The sequence below is a fragment of the Gardnerella sp. DNF01204 genome (assembly GCF_049244145.1).
Lineage (GTDB): Bacteria > Actinomycetota > Actinomycetes > Actinomycetales > Bifidobacteriaceae > Bifidobacterium > Bifidobacterium vaginale.
This window is the reverse complement of the sequence record NZ_CP058379.1, coordinates 48,359-66,825: the sequence shown is the minus strand read 5'-3', so window position 1 is coordinate 66,825 and position 18,467 is coordinate 48,359. Positions and strand designations below refer to the sequence as shown.

At 43.7% G+C, this 18,467-nt stretch carries 14 protein-coding genes; 2 read left to right on the top strand and 12 right to left on the bottom strand.

What is annotated here, in order from left to right:
• Positions 1–114 precede the first annotated feature (114 nt).
• The 10 genes from nagA to HXT46_RS00240 form a co-directional block, all read right to left on the bottom strand.
• On the bottom strand, positions 115–1,374 hold the full coding sequence (nagA, locus tag HXT46_RS00285; RefSeq protein WP_421786001.1) for an N-acetylglucosamine-6-phosphate deacetylase: 1,260 nt from the start codon (positions 1,372–1,374) through the stop codon (positions 115–117).
• Positions 1,375–1,449: 75 nt separating this feature from the next.
• On the bottom strand, positions 1,450–2,262 hold the full coding sequence (gene nagB / locus HXT46_RS00280) for a glucosamine-6-phosphate deaminase (protein ID WP_004113921.1): 813 nt from the start codon (positions 2,260–2,262) through the stop codon (positions 1,450–1,452).
• Positions 2,263–2,433: 171 nt separating this feature from the next.
• A complete protein-coding gene (locus HXT46_RS00275) occupies positions 2,434–3,393 on the bottom strand; it encodes a dihydrodipicolinate synthase family protein (protein ID WP_004113922.1) in 960 nt (319 codons plus the stop codon).
• 171 nt (positions 3,394–3,564) lie between these two features.
• A complete protein-coding gene (locus tag HXT46_RS00270) occupies positions 3,565–4,425 on the bottom strand; it encodes an ABC transporter ATP-binding protein (protein WP_004113924.1) in 861 nt (286 codons plus the stop codon).
• Complete coding sequence (locus HXT46_RS00265; protein WP_004113926.1) at positions 4,422–6,446, bottom strand: dipeptide/oligopeptide/nickel ABC transporter permease/ATP-binding protein; 2,025 nt, start codon at positions 6,444–6,446, stop codon at positions 4,422–4,424. Before HXT46_RS00265 ends, HXT46_RS00270 begins: the two co-directional genes overlap by 4 nt.
• Position 6,447: 1 nt before the next feature.
• Positions 6,448–7,353 (bottom strand): ABC transporter permease, encoded by a 906-nt coding sequence (locus HXT46_RS00260; protein ID WP_004113928.1) that lies wholly within the window; start codon positions 7,351–7,353, stop codon positions 6,448–6,450.
• Positions 7,354–7,551: 198 nt separating this feature from the next.
• Positions 7,552–9,117 carry an ABC transporter substrate-binding protein gene (locus HXT46_RS00255; RefSeq protein WP_004137684.1) on the bottom strand — a complete coding sequence of 522 codons (1,566 nt, stop codon included), beginning with the start codon at positions 9,115–9,117 and terminating at the stop codon, positions 7,552–7,554.
• Positions 9,118–9,406: 289 nt separating this feature from the next.
• On the bottom strand, positions 9,407–10,075 hold the full coding sequence (locus tag HXT46_RS00250; protein ID WP_004113937.1) for an N-acetylmannosamine-6-phosphate 2-epimerase: 669 nt from the start codon (positions 10,073–10,075) through the stop codon (positions 9,407–9,409).
• A gap of 24 nt (positions 10,076–10,099) precedes the next feature.
• Positions 10,100–11,113: an ROK family protein gene (locus HXT46_RS00245; protein WP_004137697.1), complete on the bottom strand. Its 1,014-nt coding sequence runs from the start codon at positions 11,111–11,113 to the stop codon at positions 10,100–10,102.
• Positions 11,114–11,156: 43 nt separating this feature from the next.
• Positions 11,157–12,089: a DUF4862 family protein gene (locus HXT46_RS00240; RefSeq protein ID WP_421785997.1), complete on the bottom strand. Its 933-nt coding sequence runs from the start codon at positions 12,087–12,089 to the stop codon at positions 11,157–11,159.
• Positions 12,090–12,671: 582 nt separating this feature from the next.
• Here HXT46_RS00240 and HXT46_RS00235 point away from each other — a divergent pair.
• Positions 12,672–13,862 carry a lipase family protein gene (locus tag HXT46_RS00235; RefSeq protein ID WP_421785995.1) on the top strand — a complete coding sequence of 397 codons (1,191 nt, stop codon included), beginning with the start codon at positions 12,672–12,674 and terminating at the stop codon, positions 13,860–13,862.
• Positions 13,863–14,563: 701 nt separating this feature from the next.
• On the opposite strand, the gene HXT46_RS00230 is transcribed toward HXT46_RS00235, so the two are convergent.
• Both HXT46_RS00230 and HXT46_RS00225 read right to left on the bottom strand, forming a co-directional pair.
• The gene (locus tag HXT46_RS00230) at positions 14,564–15,223 is read right to left on the bottom strand and encodes a peptidase (protein ID WP_421785993.1); all 660 of its coding nucleotides are present in this window, start codon (positions 15,221–15,223) and stop codon (positions 14,564–14,566) included.
• A gap of 439 nt (positions 15,224–15,662) precedes the next feature.
• A complete protein-coding gene (locus HXT46_RS00225; protein WP_004113947.1) occupies positions 15,663–16,919 on the bottom strand; it encodes an ATP-binding protein in 1,257 nt (418 codons plus the stop codon).
• 395 nt (positions 16,920–17,314) lie between these two features.
• Between HXT46_RS00225 and HXT46_RS00220 the strand changes: the two genes are divergently transcribed.
• The gene (locus HXT46_RS00220) at positions 17,315–18,205 is read left to right on the top strand and encodes a Fic family protein (RefSeq protein WP_004116510.1); all 891 of its coding nucleotides are present in this window, start codon (positions 17,315–17,317) and stop codon (positions 18,203–18,205) included.
• Positions 18,206–18,467 lie beyond the last annotated feature (262 nt).

Genomic DNA, 18,467 nt, shown 5'->3' with positions numbered 1-18,467 from the left:
CTTGGTGTGCATAAGATGAAAGAACCGCTCTAGTTTAGGGAGCGGTTCTTTCATCTTCAATGGTGATGCCTGAGTACTACAGCATCACGATTAATCGCAACGATACGATTTACGTTACGAAATTTTATGACCGTCGCACCAAACGTGCTCAACTGCCAAAGTTCCTGGATTAAGCAAAAGCAAATCGGCTGCGTACCCCTTTTCAACTAAGCCCAAAGGAGCGCTAGTTATAGCATTCGGCTTATCTACTCCAAGTGCGTGGGCAGGAATAAGAGTTGCAGCCGCAATAGCTGCCGGCAAACCAATGCCAAGTTCCTTAACAGCGCGCTCAACTGCCACTTCCAAGATCAGGGTAGATCCCGCAATAGCACCATTAGAAACAAGCCTTGCATGGCCGCCCGTAACCGTAACGTCTAGAGCGCCAAGCTTATAAGCGCCATCCGCACAACCTGTTGCCGCCATAGCATCTGTTACAAACGCAATGCGATTAGGAGCAGCATCAAAAGCCATTCTCAAAACTGGATTTTCAACGTGGAAACCATCGTTAATAAGCTCAATAGTTACGCGTGAATCCTCCAAGGCTGCAGGGATTGGACCTGGCTTACGGTGATGAATGCCGTTCATGGCGTTAAACATGTGAGTCATAAGCGTAGAGCCAGCATTAAAAGCCGCGCGCGCGGTTTTATAATCTGCATCACAATGCCCCACTGCTGGGATCACGCCAGCTTCTACAAAACGCTTAATCGCTTCCATGCCGTGTTCTCGCTCTGGAGCCAAAGTAATTTGGCGCAAAGTTCCATCTGCCGCCTCAAGCAACGCATCAACGCGCTCTGGAGTAGGGTCCACTAGGCAATTAGGGTCGTGCGCGCCTTTTCTAGACAACGCCAAGAACGGACCCTCTAAATGCGACCCAAGCACATCTGGGCGCGTTTGCATAACACGCTTAACAGTACGCAAATTCTCTTGCATTACGTCAAGAGGGTTTGTAATCAAGCTAAGAACTTGCCTAGTTGTTCCATGAAGCATGTGATACGCGCGCGCTATAGCAATACCTTCGGCACCATCGTCAAACGAATGCTCCCAGGCTCCATGAGCGTGCAGATCAATATACCCTGGCGTAGCAAAACAGCCACACCCATCCACAACACTTAAATCAGATGCGCTTAAGCCGCGAGTGCTAATAGCTAAAGCAAGGTCTTCGTCTAAAATGCCAGTCTCTAGAATTACGCCGTCACTAACCAAAATCCACGAATTGGGTACAATTCCTCGAGCGTCTACAACGTTCACGTTGCGCACTACAAAATTGCGCTCTTCGTTTGATTTTAGTGAATCATCAATCTTCTTTACGGCATCTAAATACACATCTTTTGACATTTCATTCACCTATGCTTGTGCTTATTTGATATCTTATTATCTTAAATTTATTATCTTAAATTTCAGACTTGTGTATCAGATCCCCTGCCAAGATGGCTTATTTGCATACACCCAACGATAGTAGTCAGCAAGCTTAAGTTTGCTTGCAGCAGACTCATCTATAATCACTGTTGCATGAGGATGCATTTGAAGCGCAGAAGCCGGGCATAGCGAGCTTACTCCACCTTCTACTGTTGCAGCTACCGCATCTGCCTTATTTTCACCAAACGCAAGAAGCACGAGATGACGAGCGCGCAAAATCGTTCCAATTCCTTGTGTTATGCAGTGAGTTGGAACTTGGTTAATATCTCCGTCGAAGAATCTGCGGTTGTCTACGCGAGTCTGCTCGGTTAGTGTTTTAACGCGAGTACCAGATGCAAGAGAAGATCCTGGCTCGTTGAATCCAACGTGACCGTCGGAGCCGATTCCCAAGATTTGCACGTCAATCCCACCAGCGGCAGCAATAGCAGCATCGTAGTCTGCTCCAGCGTGCGCAATCTTATCACCTTCGCTTAATGGCGCTCCATTAAGAACATCTCCTGGAACATGAACTAAATCTGGGTTTAGGCCTATTAGATCTGTTACAGTTCTGCGGATTGTGCTGTGGTAAGATTGTTCGTGCTCTAATGGCAATCCAATGTATTCGTCAAGCGCAAATCCACGTACGCGGCTCACGTCAACATTCTTGTCTTTTACAAGCTTTGCAAGATGCTCGTAGGCTTTTAATGGGCTTGATCCTGTTGCCAACCCTAGTACTGCATCTGGCTTGCGACTAATCAAATCTACAACAGATTCGGCGTATAGCTCGCCTGCCTCATCCTGATCTTTTACAATAATAACTTCAGCCATCTTTAGCTTCTCCTTTAAAGCTTTTGTGATTTTTGATTCTGCAAATACTCCAAGCAAATATTAGCATTGCGGCATACGTTTAAGCGTACGCCGCAATACCATTTATTTACTATGCACCATGAATAAACGATTTTGTTTAAATTATTTGCTTAAATTATCTGATAAAAATACTCACTTAGTAGAATCGCTTACTTCTTCTGGGGTCTTTGCCAAAGTCAAGCCAACTTCCTTAAGAACACGAGCCACGGCTTCAACATTTTCTCCCTTAAGTGGGCAAACTGGATCTGGCATCTGATTTGTGTCAAACACGCCAAGCAACGCCATTGCGGTCTTAAATGCTCCAACTCCTGCGCCGAAGCCTGCCACTCCGCTAGGAACAGTAACGATTCGCATCAAAGCAGCAAGCCAATCCTGCTCCTTCTTAACTGTTGCCCAATCGCCAGCCTGAGCAGCCTTCCACATGCGCACGTAGCCAGTTGCCTCAACGTTTGCAAGTCCTGGAACAGAACCGTCCGCGCCAGCCATGTATGCGCCGTCAACAACAACCTCTTGGCCCGTAAGCAAAGTCAATGGGTGGCCAGCCTTATTGTTGTCGTCTACAAGGAACCTGAACGACACGTCATCGTTGGAAGAATCCTTAACGCCTGCAAGTACGCCATCTTTACCAAGCTTTACAAGCAAAGCGCCTGGTAGCTTTGTGTGTACGCAAACTGGAATATCGTAAGCGAACAGTGGCAAATCTGGAACAGCTTCGTGAATAAGACGGAAGTGGCGCTCAACTTCTGCCATGCCGCCGAGTGCGTAGAATGGCGCTGTTGCAACGATTGCAGCCGCTCCAAGCTCCTTAGCTTCCTTTGCATGCTCAATAACACGGTTTGTTTCCGTATCGATGCACCCAACCAACACTGGCACGCGACCATCAACAATGCGCATTACGGTTTCAATGATTTCACGACGGCGCTTATCTGTGCTAAACGCAACTTCGCCAGAAGATCCAAGCGTAAACAGGCCGTCTACGCCTGCTTCAATCATTCGGTTAAGCGAACGCTCAAAGCTAACAACGTCTACTTCGCCGTCTGCCGTTAATGGCGTAACTACTGGTGGAATAACGCCGTGGAATTTTTCTGCCATGATTAAACTTCTTTCGTATTTTTTATTATTTATGACTTATTGATTTATGATTTATGACTTTAGATTTTGCAATTAATGGGCGGCCTGCATGGATTTACTGCAAGGTCTTAACAGACCGCCCTCGCATTCAAGCTAGCGACTAACGACTAGCGCTTGCTCGCACTGCTTGCACTACTTGCACTCTTCTTCCGTTGGGTGCAACAGCGAAGGCGCCGCGCCCATCAAAATCTTTGTGTACTCATCTTGCGGATTGTTAATCACCTGGTGAGTTTCGCCGCGCTCAACAATCGTTCCGTGATTCATAACAACAACCTCGTCGGATATGTATCGAATTGTTTGAATATCGTGGCTAATAAACACCATGGAAAGATTCAGCTTCTTCTTTAAGTCGGAAAGAAGATTCAAAATCTGAGCACGCACAGAAACATCCAAAGCGGAAGTTGGCTCATCTGCGATTATTGCATCTGGATTAAGCGAAAGAGCACGAGCGATTGCCACGCGCTGACGCTGGCCGCCAGAAAGCTGACCTGGCAAAGCGCCAAGAACAGAGTGAGGCAAACCAACCATTCGGATTAGCTCCTTGGCTCTAGCATCGCGCTCAGCTTTGCTTCCAATCTTGTGCACAACAAGCGGGTCAATCAACTGGTCAATCACACTCATGCGCGCATTCAAAGCCATTGCTGGATCCTGGAACACAACGGAAACCACGCGTCCAATATCCATGCGCTCTTTTGCAGTTCTATGCGTAACGTCTTGACCTTTGAACAAAACCTTGCCGCTTGTTACTTGCTGAAGACCGCACATAATGTTTGCAGTAGTAGACTTTCCGCAACCAGATTCGCCAACAATACCAATCGTCTTGCCTGGCATAAGCTTAAGATTCACCTTGTTTACGGCTGTAATCTTGTTCTTGTGGAATAAGCCAGATCCTGCTCGAGTAGTGAACACCACTTCGGCGTCGCGCAACTCGATGATTGGAACATCGCCATTTTCGCTTTGAGTTTTGTTTGCGTCATTAACATTCATGTTCATCGCACATCTCCTTGATCGGAGTTGGTCAAAATTGCGGAAGGTGCATCCGTTTCAGGATCGGGAGGCGCAGCATAGAAGTGCCATGTTCCTGGAATACGCTTCATTACTGGGCGCACATCAAGTCCTTGATCTGGATGAGAAGAACGCGGTGCGAATCGATCTCCCTTAGGGAAGTCGGATGGGCTTGGAACAGTTCCTGGAACCTGATGCAATCTTGGAGCGCCAGCCTCAATGGAGGTTACGGAGCCGAGCAAGCCGCGCGTGTACTCGTGATGCGGATCAGTGAGAATTTCCTTGGTGGAGCCTTGCTCAACAACCTGGCCTGCGTACATTACGGTAATCGAGTGTGCAACCTTTGCAACAAGAGCCAAATCGTGGCTTACAAACACCATTGCGAATCCAAGCTTTTCGCGCAATTCGTTAAGAAGGTCAATCACTTGCTTTTGAACAGTAACATCCAAAGCGGTTGTTGGCTCATCTGCGATTATCAACTTTGGATCTCGCGTAAGTGCCATTGCAATCAACACGCGTTGACGCTGACCACCAGAAAGCTCGTGTGGGTAGGATTCAAGCGTGCGCTTTGGATCCAAGCCTACAAGCTCCAATAACTCTTCGGCGCTACGAGTTCCACCTCTAGAAGTTAGCTGCTTCATCTGCGCTTTAATCAGCATTGATGGGTTTAAGGAAGACAACGCGTCTTGGTATACCATTGCGATTTCGTGTCCGCGCAAAGCATTGTGCTCCTTTGGGCTAAGCTTTACAAGATCCTTGCCATTAAAGAGGATTTGTCCGCTAATCTTAGCTTTTGGATCGAGCAAGCCCATAATCGCAAGCGAAGTGATTGACTTACCGCAACCAGATTCGCCAACCAAGCCCATTGTTTCGCCTGGACGAACAGAGAAGCTCAAGTGGTCTACAACATTTACGCTGCCGTAGCGTGGGAACTGAATGCACAAGTCTTTAACTTCAATAACTGGAGGCTCCGTAGACGTTGGCTGCAAGCGATCCGTGCGCTTTAACTCAGCCTCGCGAAGCTTTGCCAAAGACTCAACCAAAGCGTCGTGCTGCTCCTTGTAAGCTGCCACTGGGTCGGTGAGAATCCTATCTTCCTTGCGAGCCGCATCCGCATCTGCAGCGCTCTTAGCTACTGGAGCAGTTGGAGCAGCAACCATTGCGTCCGTAATGCCTTCAGAAAGAATGTTTAGGCACAAAACGGTAATCATGATTGCTAAGCCTGGGAACAATGCCTGCCACCAGTATCCGAAGATAACGCCTGCTTTAGCGGAAGACAAAATGTTGCCCCATGTTGGCGTTGGTTCTGGAATACCAGCGTTGATGAAGCTAAGAGAAGCTTCGAACACGATTGCGTCTGCAACAGAAAGCGTTGTGAACACCATAACTGGAGCTGCAATATTACGCGTTACGTGCTTGAGTAAAATCCAAGGTGCGCGAGCGCCAGAAACGATTACTGCACGAACGTAGTCTTTTCCATATTCACTTATTATGTTTGCGCGCACAATTCTTGCGATTTGTGGAACGTAAAGCACGCCGATGGAAATGATGATACCAATCATGGATTGTCCAAGAATTGCAAGGCATACAGCCGCTAATGCGATTCCTGGGATTGACATTACTATATCAATCAGTCGCATTATAAGCTCAGATATCCAAGTGCGGCTTACAGCTGCGATTGCGCCGATTATTGCGCCCATCACTAATGCAAAGAGCACAGACGACAAGCCGATTACCAACGAGTAGCGAGCGCCGTACATAACGCGCGAGAACACGTCTCTACCAAGGTTATCGGTACCAAACCAGTGCGCTCCTGTTGGAGGCTGATAGTTTTGCGTAATCTTTACTGGGTCGCATGGAGCTAGGAATCGCGCGAATACTGCGCAGAATGCCAGTATTGCAATCACAATAAGCGATATTTTAGAACCTAAGCTCATGCTTTTAAATCTGTTAAATTTGATACCTGGCTTAGATGCGGCATCTACTACCTGATTCTTTCCGAATAGCATGTCACACCGTCCTAATTCTTGGGTTGATTAACACGTAAAGCAAATCAACAATAATGTTTATGAAGATGAATGCAATTGCAACAACCAAAACAACACCTTGAACAAGCATTGGTTGGTTGCCATTAATGCCGTCGAACATTGCAGTGCCCATTCCTGGGAGTGCAAAAATAACTTCGATAACGATTGCACCACCCATAAGGTAACCGATCTTCATACCAAGAGTCGTGATTGGTGTAATCAGAGCGTTGCGGAACACGTTTCTAGCAACCACCACACTCTTTGGAATACCTGCGCCGATTGCGGTTCGCACATAATCCTTATCCAATTCTTCTACCATCGAGGTTCGTATGATTCGCGTAAGTTGACCTGCTACTGGGAGACCTAATGCAAAGCAAGGCATTGCCATTCTAGCGATGTAAGCTTCTGGATCTTCAAAGAACGGCACAAAATCGCCAGATCCTGGGAGCCATGCAAGCTTGATTTGCAAGACGTAAATCAAAAGAACGCCGAGCCAGAAGGATGGAGTTGCGATTGCAATAATCGAAAGCACGCGGACTGTTTGGTCAACCCAAGTGTCGCGGTAAAGAGCTGCAAAAACGCCGAAGATTACTGCAAAGATTATTGCTATCAACAAACCAATGAAGGTTAGCTGCAAGGTGATTGGGAAGGCATCTGCCACTCTCTGAGCTACAGAATCCTTGTTTACGCCGTAAACACCCATGTTTCCTTGGAATAGTCCAACTATGTAAGATCCAAACTGCTCCCACCACGGACGATCGTAACCCATTTCATGGCGGAATGCGGCAAGTGCTGCTGGCGATGAGTTTTCACCTAATGCTGCAACTGCTGGATCATATTTTGAAAATGACATAAGGAAGAATACGAGGAACGTAACACCGAATGCCATGAATGGCAGTGCGATTAATCGCCTACCTAAAAGTCTAAGAAAATTACTCATAAGACATCCACACATCCATTGAAGAAATTTGTTATTAAGGCATAACAAAACCGGCCCATCTGCACAAAGGCGAGAAAGGTAAACAGCCGGGCCGGTTTTGCGGTTAGAGGTTAGGGAAAATGAAGTTTGTTATTTTTTAGCTTGCACCTACTTTGTTAGCTTTGCTTTTACAAGGTTGATGCCAGTGGAGCCGATTGCGTTCCACTCAGCCAATGCGCCCTTCTTTACAGCAGTCGTAGTCTTACGATGGAAGAGTGGGTACAGAGGAACTTCGTCGCTAATTAAATCGAAGCACTGGTTCCAATACTTCTGGCGATCTGCTGGCTTGGACGCTTCAAGAGCTGCATCCATAAGCTTGTGGAGCTTTGCGTATCCTTCGGAGTTCTTCCAGAACGTGCGCTGACGAGTCCAAGCATTGTCGCCGTACCACCAGCTCATAAGCAAATCTGGATCGTTGCCGAACACGGATGGATCGCCTGGGGCCAAAACCATGGAGTAGTTTGCATCGTCACGGTCGGTAATCTGTGGGTAGAGAGCAGAAGACTTCATGGACTTGATTTCTACATCCATACCAATCTCCGCAAGATCGTTCTTGATTTGTGGAGCAAGCTGAGTAATCCAAGTGTGATCTGTAGTGTAAAGAGTGAACTTTAGTGGACCACTTACGCCAGCTTCCTTAAGCAAGCTCTTTGCCTTAGCAATGTTCTTGGTGTAAACGTTCTTTGCCTTGTGGTAGTTTGCATAGTTCTTTGGCAAGAAGCTTGTTGCTGGCTCGCCTTGGCCGCTCATTTGGTTAGAGATGAGCTTGTTTACATCAATCGCGTAGAGAGCTGCTTGGCGAACTCGCTTATCATCAAATGGCTTTTGCTTTGTGTTGAACATAACGAATGGAAGCGTGAAGCCCTGTGCGGTCTTAAGCTCGGAACCAGACGCCTTCAAAGTGTTGAATGCTTGTGCTGGAACCATTTCCATTACGTCTGTCTTTCCACCTTGCATTGCTGTTACGCGAGCAGTATCGTCAACGGTTACGTTCCAAACCATCTTCTTGGTCTGTGCCTTGTACTTGCCGTTATAAAGATCGTTGCGCTCAAACTTTACTTGGTTATCTGTAATGGACACATACTTCCATGGACCAGAGCCGATTGGCATGTTCTTAAGATCTGCGTCAGACTTTGCTGTTGGAACAATCTGGATTAAAGCAAGACGCTGCTTGAACAGTGGGAATGCTTTCTTTAGCTTGAAGATTACATGACGATTGTCTTTTGCTTCAACTGAATCAATAAAGTCGAGCATAGATATATAGAGGCTGCCTTTTGCAGTTGTGCGCTTGAAGGAAGATACTACGTCTCCTGCTGTTACTTCAGTTCCATCAGAGAACTTTGCAGCATCGCGAATTGTTACCTCATATTCGGTGTCGGAAATCTTCTTTGGCTCACCTTTTGCAAGAGCATTGAAGACTTTAAAATTGCTGTAATCAAGAGCATAGAGCGGCTCTGTCACATGCCAGTTTGCTGCCATTGGCAATGCGCCCGAAGTAGTGGATGGCGCAAAGTCACGGCTTGCGTATGCGACTTGAGCTGTGATTGTATCTTTAACAGCAGTCTTTGCTTTTGCTGCCTTGTGGGATTTTGCTCCACCACAGCCAGAAAGCATCATTAATGCGGCTACACCTGCAGCGATTACCGCGGTTAGCTTTGAGTTAATTCGTGCCATATTTTCTCCTCACCATTGAGTTGTTTTCTTCGCATTTCATCCTCGAATGCGAAAACGTTTTAAATTATAGCGCGTGCGTTATTTTCGCGTTACTTTAAACATAAGAGGTCTGATGTCTGATGTCAAGTTATAAGTGTGTCGAATTTGTGAAAATTTTGATTTAATTTTTGAAGTCATTAAATTAGCACAAAATCGCACAAAATCAACACACATATAATCAATACTTTTATTTATTTGTTTACTTTATCCAGTACGGTTACTGGCGACCAATCCGCCTACAATGCACCGCCTACAACTTTGCCGCAAACCAGCGCGTAATCGACGTTGGATGTGTAATTGCAGTTCCAACCACCGCAGCCCAAGCTCCCATTTGCATAACCTTATGCAACTGATCAGGAGTGTGGATACGACCTTCGCAAATAATCGGATAGTTTGGGAAAGCTTGCAAAATCTGACCTAAAAGCTCAAAATCAGGACCATCAGTCTTTGGCCTTCCGGGAGAAGTGCCAGCCAAAGTGGTAGATATAATATCTGTTCCACAATCCGCCGCGCGCTTAGCGTCATCAAAGTTTCCGCAATCAGCCATAACCACTATGCCTTCGTCATGCAAAGCGCGAACAGTTTGCTCGTAAGTCAAACCATCTGGACGCGGTCTATCCGTAGCATCAATCGCAATAATATCTGCCCCAGCAGCAGCACAGCAGCGTGCATGGCGCAAAGTTGGCGTAATATAAACTCCTTCATGACCGTCTTTCCAGATTCCGATTACAGGCACATCTACCTGCCCTTTAATCGCTGAAATATCCGACAATCCTTGGCATCTAATGCCAACAGCACCACCTTCTACGGCAGCCATTGCCATTTGTGCCATTGTTTCTGGGTGTCTTAGCGGCTCTCCAGGATAAGCTTGGCAGCTAACGACTAAGCCACCTTTAATTTTTTCAATTACAGGATTCATATAGATTCCTCCTTTTTAAAATGATTAAAAATGGTTCAAACTTAAATGAACAGCCCAAGCAGCACCAATCAAAGGAGCAGATCCTCCGAGTTGACCCTTTAAAATTGGCGTGTTCTTAATCAGTGTCAAAGCAGAATCTTCAAATCCGCTTCGCATAGCATTCCACCAAATATCGCCAGCTTCTACAACAGACCCAGAAAGCACAATCACATCTGGATCTATAAGATTCGCCATTCCAGCTACGCACTCTCCCAAGGCCTTGCCGCTTCTAGCAAGCGTTTCTTTGGCGTGCGCATCCTGCCCAGAATTTGCTCGCACACAAACCTCATAGCCGTTTTGCGCAAGCTCGGCGCCTTGTGGAAGATTGCTATTGTAAAGAGTGGCAAGCCCCGTTCCAGAAGCCACTGGCTCAATGTGGCCCGCATGTGCTCCGCACGAGCAGTCAAAACCTACTCCCAAGTCACTAACAACGTGACCCGCATGCCCAGCAACTCCGTGCGCTCCTGTAAACAGCTTACCGTTTATAATAATCGCCCCACCAATTCCAGTGCCTATGCCAACAGAAAATACAATCGACTTTCCGCGACCCGCGCCGTAAATTGCTTCGCCTAAACCATGTCCACCAACATCGCCAATCATATAAACTGGCAAGTCAGTTACGCTCTTAAATGCGTCATAAATTCGCTGCCCTCGCCAACCTGGCAGAATGTCTGTAGCAGCTACAATTTCGCCAGTTTTACTATTTGGCACTCCCGCAGCCGCTATTCCAATTCCGCTAATAGTTTTGCCATTTTTCTGCGCTTCTTCTATGATTTGCGACGCTTTTTCCACTAGGCGATTCTTTATATTTTCTCCACCTTTTGCAGCTTCTGTTGGCATTGAACCATGCTCTTGCACTGTTGGAGAAACGTAATCTGCACTTTCTTGGCGAATATTATGAATATTAGAATCTGGAAAAGTCACCAATCCGTAGGCGATTTTTGTTCCACCTATGTCAAAAGCAAGATATGTAGAGCGAGAATCTTTTGTTTCATTCATAAGTAATTTCCGTTTTCTTTCTTGCGTTTAAGACTTTACCTATTCACTCACCCTGCGCAGCGCTCACAGCGTCATGAATACGCGATAGGTATCCCAAGCGCTCTTCAACGCTCGCGTCTTGCGGAACGCACACTTTTGCACCCAAATAGTCGATTGCATAATCGTCTTTTAGTGCCTCGCGAGTAGTTTCTTGAATTTCTTTAGACGTCATTAATGACGTTGGCTCATCTGGGTTCATTGGCAAATGACCATCAATCCACTCATATCCGTATTGCGTTGCTTCTGGTCCAGCTCCCGAAAACATTAATCCCTGCAATACTCCTGCTTGCCTTGCTTCGCGCACATGTTCTATAGCAGCTTGAGCATTTCGCTCTTCTACAACGCTTCTTCCCCAGTTTATTGTGATTCCAACCCCAGCATCTTTAGCAATTTGAATCTCTTCTTCTAGAGGTAGGAATCCTTTTTCCGGATTCTGTCCTTCGATATATCGATCGCAGTGTTCTATAACCAGTTTTGCTCCACACCAATCTAGTTGTGCTAGTTCTTCCAACGACTTTTTCATTGCGTCTGCTTGTGCTATTCGAGTTGGCGCTGTGTGTATTTCCACGTGCGATATATCACAACTATCTCGTTTATCTGCAACATCAGCTATGGCTTCGCGAATATCCTTAAAGAATGCGAGCGCACGATGTCTGCCCTCTTCGCTTGGGCTTGCTAGTCCAAATTCTGGATCTGGGTCAAAGTTTATGTGCCTCATTGTCCCAGGTATTGCGGTTATAGTGTTTGCATGCCAATGCGCTGGCATTGCCGACGCTAGCCACGTGCGATTTTGTGAATCTGCCAAATCTCCTGGGTACGGAATCTCTGTTCCAGCAATCCAGCTTTGTTTACCCAGCAAATCGTAGTATTTTTCTTGATCTTCGCGAGTTTTTGGTAACGATGCGTATGCGCCTACAACAAATTTAGCTTTCAGCATGATATCCTCCTTGAAATCGTAGCTGATTTATCTTTTGACTTATCTTTCGACTTGTATCTCGACTCGTCTTTTGATTCGTCTTTTGATTTGTAGATTACACCAATATCACTACAATTCGTCAGACGTCTGATAAATCTTTGTACTTGCGACTAAATTGTTTTCAAACTAAAGCAGATTAATGTCATAAAGTCATAATGTCATTAACACAACAATTTTCACTTATTTTATGCTAATTAATGATGTATTTAATTGATTAATGCTGTAGCATGGTCATATAAGCTACACCAATACAAGCGTAGATTTGTGCACATCAAGCGCGGATTTGAGCATATAAGAACACTTAGCAGCATCTAGGATTTTCTTAATCGAACTCATATCGTCAAAGTTGATTGCAGAGAGTTATTGAAGAAAATTAAGCATTACTGTAATTGTAATTAAGCGAAGGTGCAGTTTACATAACTTGCTATTTGTAGCTTTTAAGCGTAAAACGCGCTAACAAGATAGTAAAAAACAAAGGATTAATTCCCAAAACGAGTTAATTCGGGTTAATTCCCAAAATAAATGACAAAAGTAGGAGGAATCATGAAGAAAAGCTTCAAACTAATAGGCTTATCTGCAAGCCTGTGTCTTATGCTAAGCATGTTAAGCATCACTACACCAGCGATGGCATATACTCAAAACGAGCAGCTTACAGAAAGACACACTCCTCTTACAGAGAAAACAGCTAAACAGATTTCAAATGGAGATATAAAGCTGGAGCTTCCCGGAGCTTTAGACATGGCTTTGTATCACAAAAAGCCTTTAGACCCAAATGCTGATTTAGATGGCGACGGCTTAACTAATAGACAAGAAATTTACACTTATACTAAAAACGGTAAAACTTATTATGGGTACAATTCTCACCCTATGATAAATGACACCGATGGCGATGGTATTCCAGATAATCAAGACAGCAATCCTCGCAGATGGGATATAAGCCCACGAGATATGACGCTATTTTCTGAACTTTCTTATCGCGATGATAGTTATATAAACAAGGTTCTTGATTACACTAAACCACTTCATGACATTTATAAGAACCGCAATGAATATCGTCTTATGCACAATGAGATAGCCCCGTTCTGGAAAGTTAAAGAAACCTACCACAATAGGTGTGGTTTTGACGCTGTCTTGTTTGAAAATGTAAGTCCTTATCCGTTCTTAGAGCAAGGAACTGTTCAAGTTCTTGCAATTCGTGGAACTTCTCAATTCAATGATTATGACGATGATCTTGCAATAGCTGTAGGTCGCAATCCAGATCAGGCTTACGATGTTGAACAACTTATTGAGCGTTATGGCAGAGAACACACTGTAAATAATCTATATATTACTGGTCATTCTCTTGGAGGCTATTTGGCTCAACGAGCTTTGATTCGTGCAGACGGTAAAGGATATTCTTGGCTTAAGAAAATCTACACTTTCAATGCTCCTCAAATTTGGGGAAATATCTTCAACCGTTGGCTTCGCACTGCAGCAAACGCAGGGAATCGTCTGACTCGCGAAGGTTATGCTGTTCATTACAAAGTAGACAACGACAGAGTTATTCGTTCTGTCGGCAATTTTGCAGGAGCTATAAGTGTTGGCAATTCTGCAGAAGGGCATGGCTCTCGAAGCTACTTTGAACCACGAATGAACAATTTCCCAGGGTTTACCGTAGGAACTAGAGGAGATATATCTGGTACTGGGCGTTGGATGGAAGAGCTTAATAATTTCTACAATGTTCGCACGTTCTAATTTATTGCTAATTGTTAATTAGTGATTTGTAATTAGCAATAGGCAACTGGTGCGTGTAATTTACTAACAATAAACTAAGCGCTGACTTACAAAATGTGTATTAACGCATAAATAAGTCAGCGCTTTTTATATTGATTAATCCAACTATTCTGGGTTATTTCACAAAGATTTTATCTGGCACAAGAACATCCTAGTGGAGAAAGAAAATCATCCCACACCGAGAAGACTCAGGCGAGCTGAACTATTGTCTAGTATTCCAGCATCCAGATTAGACTAAAGCATTCTCTTGGCTATAGGATAAAAGTGTGCAAAAAATCATGTCTCACGCATTGCAATACAAGCGTTTTGCAGCAATCAAATCTAGGCTAGTCTTTACTTGCACAATCACTCTAAAACAAAAATATCCAAATACTTAGCGCATTGAGCAACAAAACACAGAAAAGAAAAAGGCTTGTTAGAAACCTAACAAGCCTTTAAAACTAAAGAACAGAATCCCGTCCCTAGCGGAAAACCATCTCTAGCAACAAGCATTAAGCACTCGCAAGCAGAATAAAGAACCTACACGGTAAGAAAAGGAAATTTCGGCAAACCGAGCAAACTCTAAACCCCGCGTGCAAGCTGCAGCACAAAACACGCGCCGCCGCCTAACGCAAGCCTATTTTTTACACGCGCACCAGCGAACACCAGTGCGCGCGCAATGCTTAGTGACGAGCCTTGCGAACAACAGCACCCATACCAGCAAGCATAGAAGCAGCCAAAGCAGTCAAAGCAACACCAACACCAGTAGTAGGCAACTTCTTACCGCCATCCTTCTTCTTCTCAACCACAGTGGTCTTAGCACCAGCAGCAGCAGCAGCATTAGCGCCAGCCTGGCCAGCAGCCTGACCTGGCTTAGCACCTGGCTTGCCTGGCTGAACTGTTGCATCCTTAGAAGCCTCAACTGGCTTTGTGCCCTGAGGATTCTTTGGATCAGCTTCAGATGGAGCAGGCTTAGCGTCATTCAATTCCTTCTGAGCTTTCTCAAGCTTCTCCTGAGCTTCGCTCAATTCCTTCTGAGCTTTCTCTACAGCAGCCTTCTTCTTTGCACCATCAGTATCATCAGCATAGGCAGCTGTCTGAGCATCATTTGCTGCCTTTGTCTTCTCTGCAACAGTAGCCTCAGCTTCTGCAACAGCAGCCTCGAGCTTCAAGATCTCAGCTTTAGTATAAGTCTTAGCAGCCTTCTTCTGAGTAGTACCCCAAGAACCGTCATCATTCAATCCAACATTAAAATCAAATGCCATTGCTGGGGTTGCCATTGCAAAGCCAGCGAGCAAAGTTGCGCCAGCAGCGAAAGCGGCGATAGCCTTCTTATTCATCATTTTAATTTCCTTTCTTCTTCTCCTCTGCGTTAGGGGCGCAGAGAAAAATTTGCTCCACAATCCACAACATATGGATAGTGGTTTAAACACCAGCCAAAACTAGGAGCAGCTAGCGTTTGCTTATTAACATACCCCCCCCCCCGTTTAAAAAAGTCAAGAGGCAACCACACAAAACAAACAGAAAAAAATAATGTCACACACAAACTAATCCACAATTAAGCAACACTCATCGTAAAATTTGTGGATAAACAACACTTAAACCGTAAAAATACGCATTTCAAGGTTTTTGAAGAATTTTCCCAGGTTTTTTTAAGGAAAGGCTTTTCGCGCGTGTCGCACAACAAACGCACTACAAGGTTGCGCAAAATCGAGAATCTCGGTGATGAAAATCACGCTTTGAAGGAGCCAACGCGGATTATTCCCCAAGACTTATGCAATATCACTCAAACGCATCGCATTCCCACAGAGCGCTTAACGGTATTGCCCACAAATTATCCTCCCACTGCATAATTTTTTGACCCATGTAAACAACATATCCGCGCTTAAATTCAGGTTTTTGCGAAAGAGCTACAAGTCCCTTAAAATCGTTACGATTCACCATGCTAGAGCTTTTTACTTCCACTCCAACCAGATTTCCACGGAAGCTTAGCACAAGGTCAACCTCTTTAGGGCTGCTACCAGGTTCACGCCAGTAGAAGCAATCTGGATGCGTTTTAGACCATTGCACAGCAGGCATAATCTGATTTACAACAAAACTTTCTAGCAGATTCCCATACATAACGGGATCTTCCAAAGGATTATGACCCTTACTAATCATTGTTTGAATGCTTAAAGACGTATCGACTGGGTGTATTTTGGCTCTAGTAAAAGTCTGGCGATTGGGCGCAGTTTTTATATTCGGTAGATAATTTATTAAGAATCTACGCAAGAATACACTAACGTAACGCTCAATGGTTCGCCTATCTAAAGCAAGATCTTGACCTATTGAACTCGTATTAAGAATCCCGCCAGGCATACATAACAACTTATTAAGTATGCTAACAGCCATGCTTCTGTCTAATCGTTCTCCTGGAAGAATGGTATCTCCCAACACTGCAAGAATATCGTTTGAAACAAGCTTTTCTCGCTCCCAAGCCTCGTAAGAATCATACGATTGCTGATATTCTGGGAATCCTCCTGCAGCCATAATTTTATATACTTCTTCTCTGCTTATTTCTTTTTCATATTTAAGATTTGGATTACTTTCTATAAGACTATCTACAATATTTCTACTATTTTGAGTAATTTCACACTGCGTAAGAGGACTCATTGTAAAGTGCTGAGCGCGTCTAGCAAGAGGATCTTGACCATCTAGTCCATTGCGATTTATAAGTGCACTACCTGTTAAAACATATTGCAAACTGTTTTCCGTTGAATTATCGACTATTTCTTTTATTGCAAGAGGCAAATTTGGCAGTCTTTGCGCTTCGTCAATAACAACTGGAGTACTAAGATTTTTTAACCAACCATATAAATCTGTTGAAGCAAGCGCAAACGTATTTTCATCCGCAAGGCTCACGTATGAGAATCCTTTAGACACAAGCTGACGCTTTGACATCATAGTTTTTCCCACAGCTCTTGCGCCTTCAAGAATCACGACTTTTCGTTTTGATTGAAGAATAGAATCAGCAATTGGTCTAGGAAAATAAGCGCTCATAAATATAAGTATACACAAAAACGTATTTTTTGTACATTCAATGTACAATTTTTTATACATCCAATGTACAAAAAATACAATTTATACATCTTTTGTCTAAATATCACACACAGAATTCAGACTGAAATCAAGGGTCCAAAACGCCAAAAGTGTGTAAAAAAAAATAAACTCATAGCCCTTGTTGCAGTGAGGCTTATAGCGTATCAAATGTGCTTATTCTTTACTTGCAAAATCATTCTAAACAAAGATATCCCAATATTTAACACAGCTTCACGTTACTGGTTTTATCAATCACTATTGTTCCGATAAATTAAATATGTTATTCCGATACAGTTTATATTATTCCGATAAAACGTTAAAATATAATAAAATGCAACAATGATTAAGGGTATTTTATGTATATAACAGTAAACCAAGCTGCTGAAAAATGGGGCATATCAGATAGAAGAGTAAGAATTCTATGCTCCGAAGGAAAAATTCCAGGAGCATATCGGGAAGGAAGATCCTGGAAAATACCACATGACGCATCAAAGCCAACCGACGGAAGATATAAAATTAGTGAATCTCTAATTCCAATCATAAAAACTAAATTAGAAACCCTTAAAACAAGAAGACCCTTAACTGAGGGAGAATTAGAAAGACTTAATGAAGAATTTCTAATAGAATATACATATAACTCAAATGCAATTGAGGGAAATACTTTAACACTGCGCGAAACAGACATGGTTCTTAGAGGGCTTACTGTTGATCAAAAATCATTAAAAGAGCACCTAGAAGTTATTGGACACAAAGAAGCCTTTGATTACGTAAAGCAGCTTGTTAGCGAAAATAAGCAGATAAATGAAAAAGTTATAAAAGACATACATTATTTAGTTTTAGCCAATAAGAGAAAAGATAGAGGCGTTTATAGAAAAGTTCCCGTTCGAATTATGGGATCTACACATGAGCCACCACAACCATATTTAATCGCTTCAAAAATGGAAGAATTATTGAAAAAATACAAAAACAGCGATGAAGATATTGTTACTAAACTTGCTCGTTTTCATATAGAATTCGAAAGCATTCATCCTTTTATTGATGGAAATGGAAGAACAGGAAGACTGCTGGTCAATTTGGAGTTGATGAAAGCAGGGTACCCACCAATAGATATAAAATTTACTGATCGCTTGAAATATTATGAAGCTTTTGATGAGTATCACGCAAAGCATAACGTGTCTGCCATGGCAAACTTGTTTGCAAGATATTTAAATCAAAGACTTGATTTGTATTTGTCTATTTTAGAGTAATGGTCATTTTTAATTAAAGCTACGCGCAATTGTCTTTACTGTTATTCTCTCAGATAGTTGACTGAATTATTGACAGTACTGTGGTCGAATCTCCGACTTGGTCACAGATTCTGTTTGACCTATAACTCAAATGCATTGCGTTGTAAGCGCGCGATTATAAAATTTGTATACACAAAAAACATATTTTTTGTACATTCAATGTACAATTTTTTATACATCCAATGTACAAAAAATACGATTTATGCATCTTTTGTCTAATATC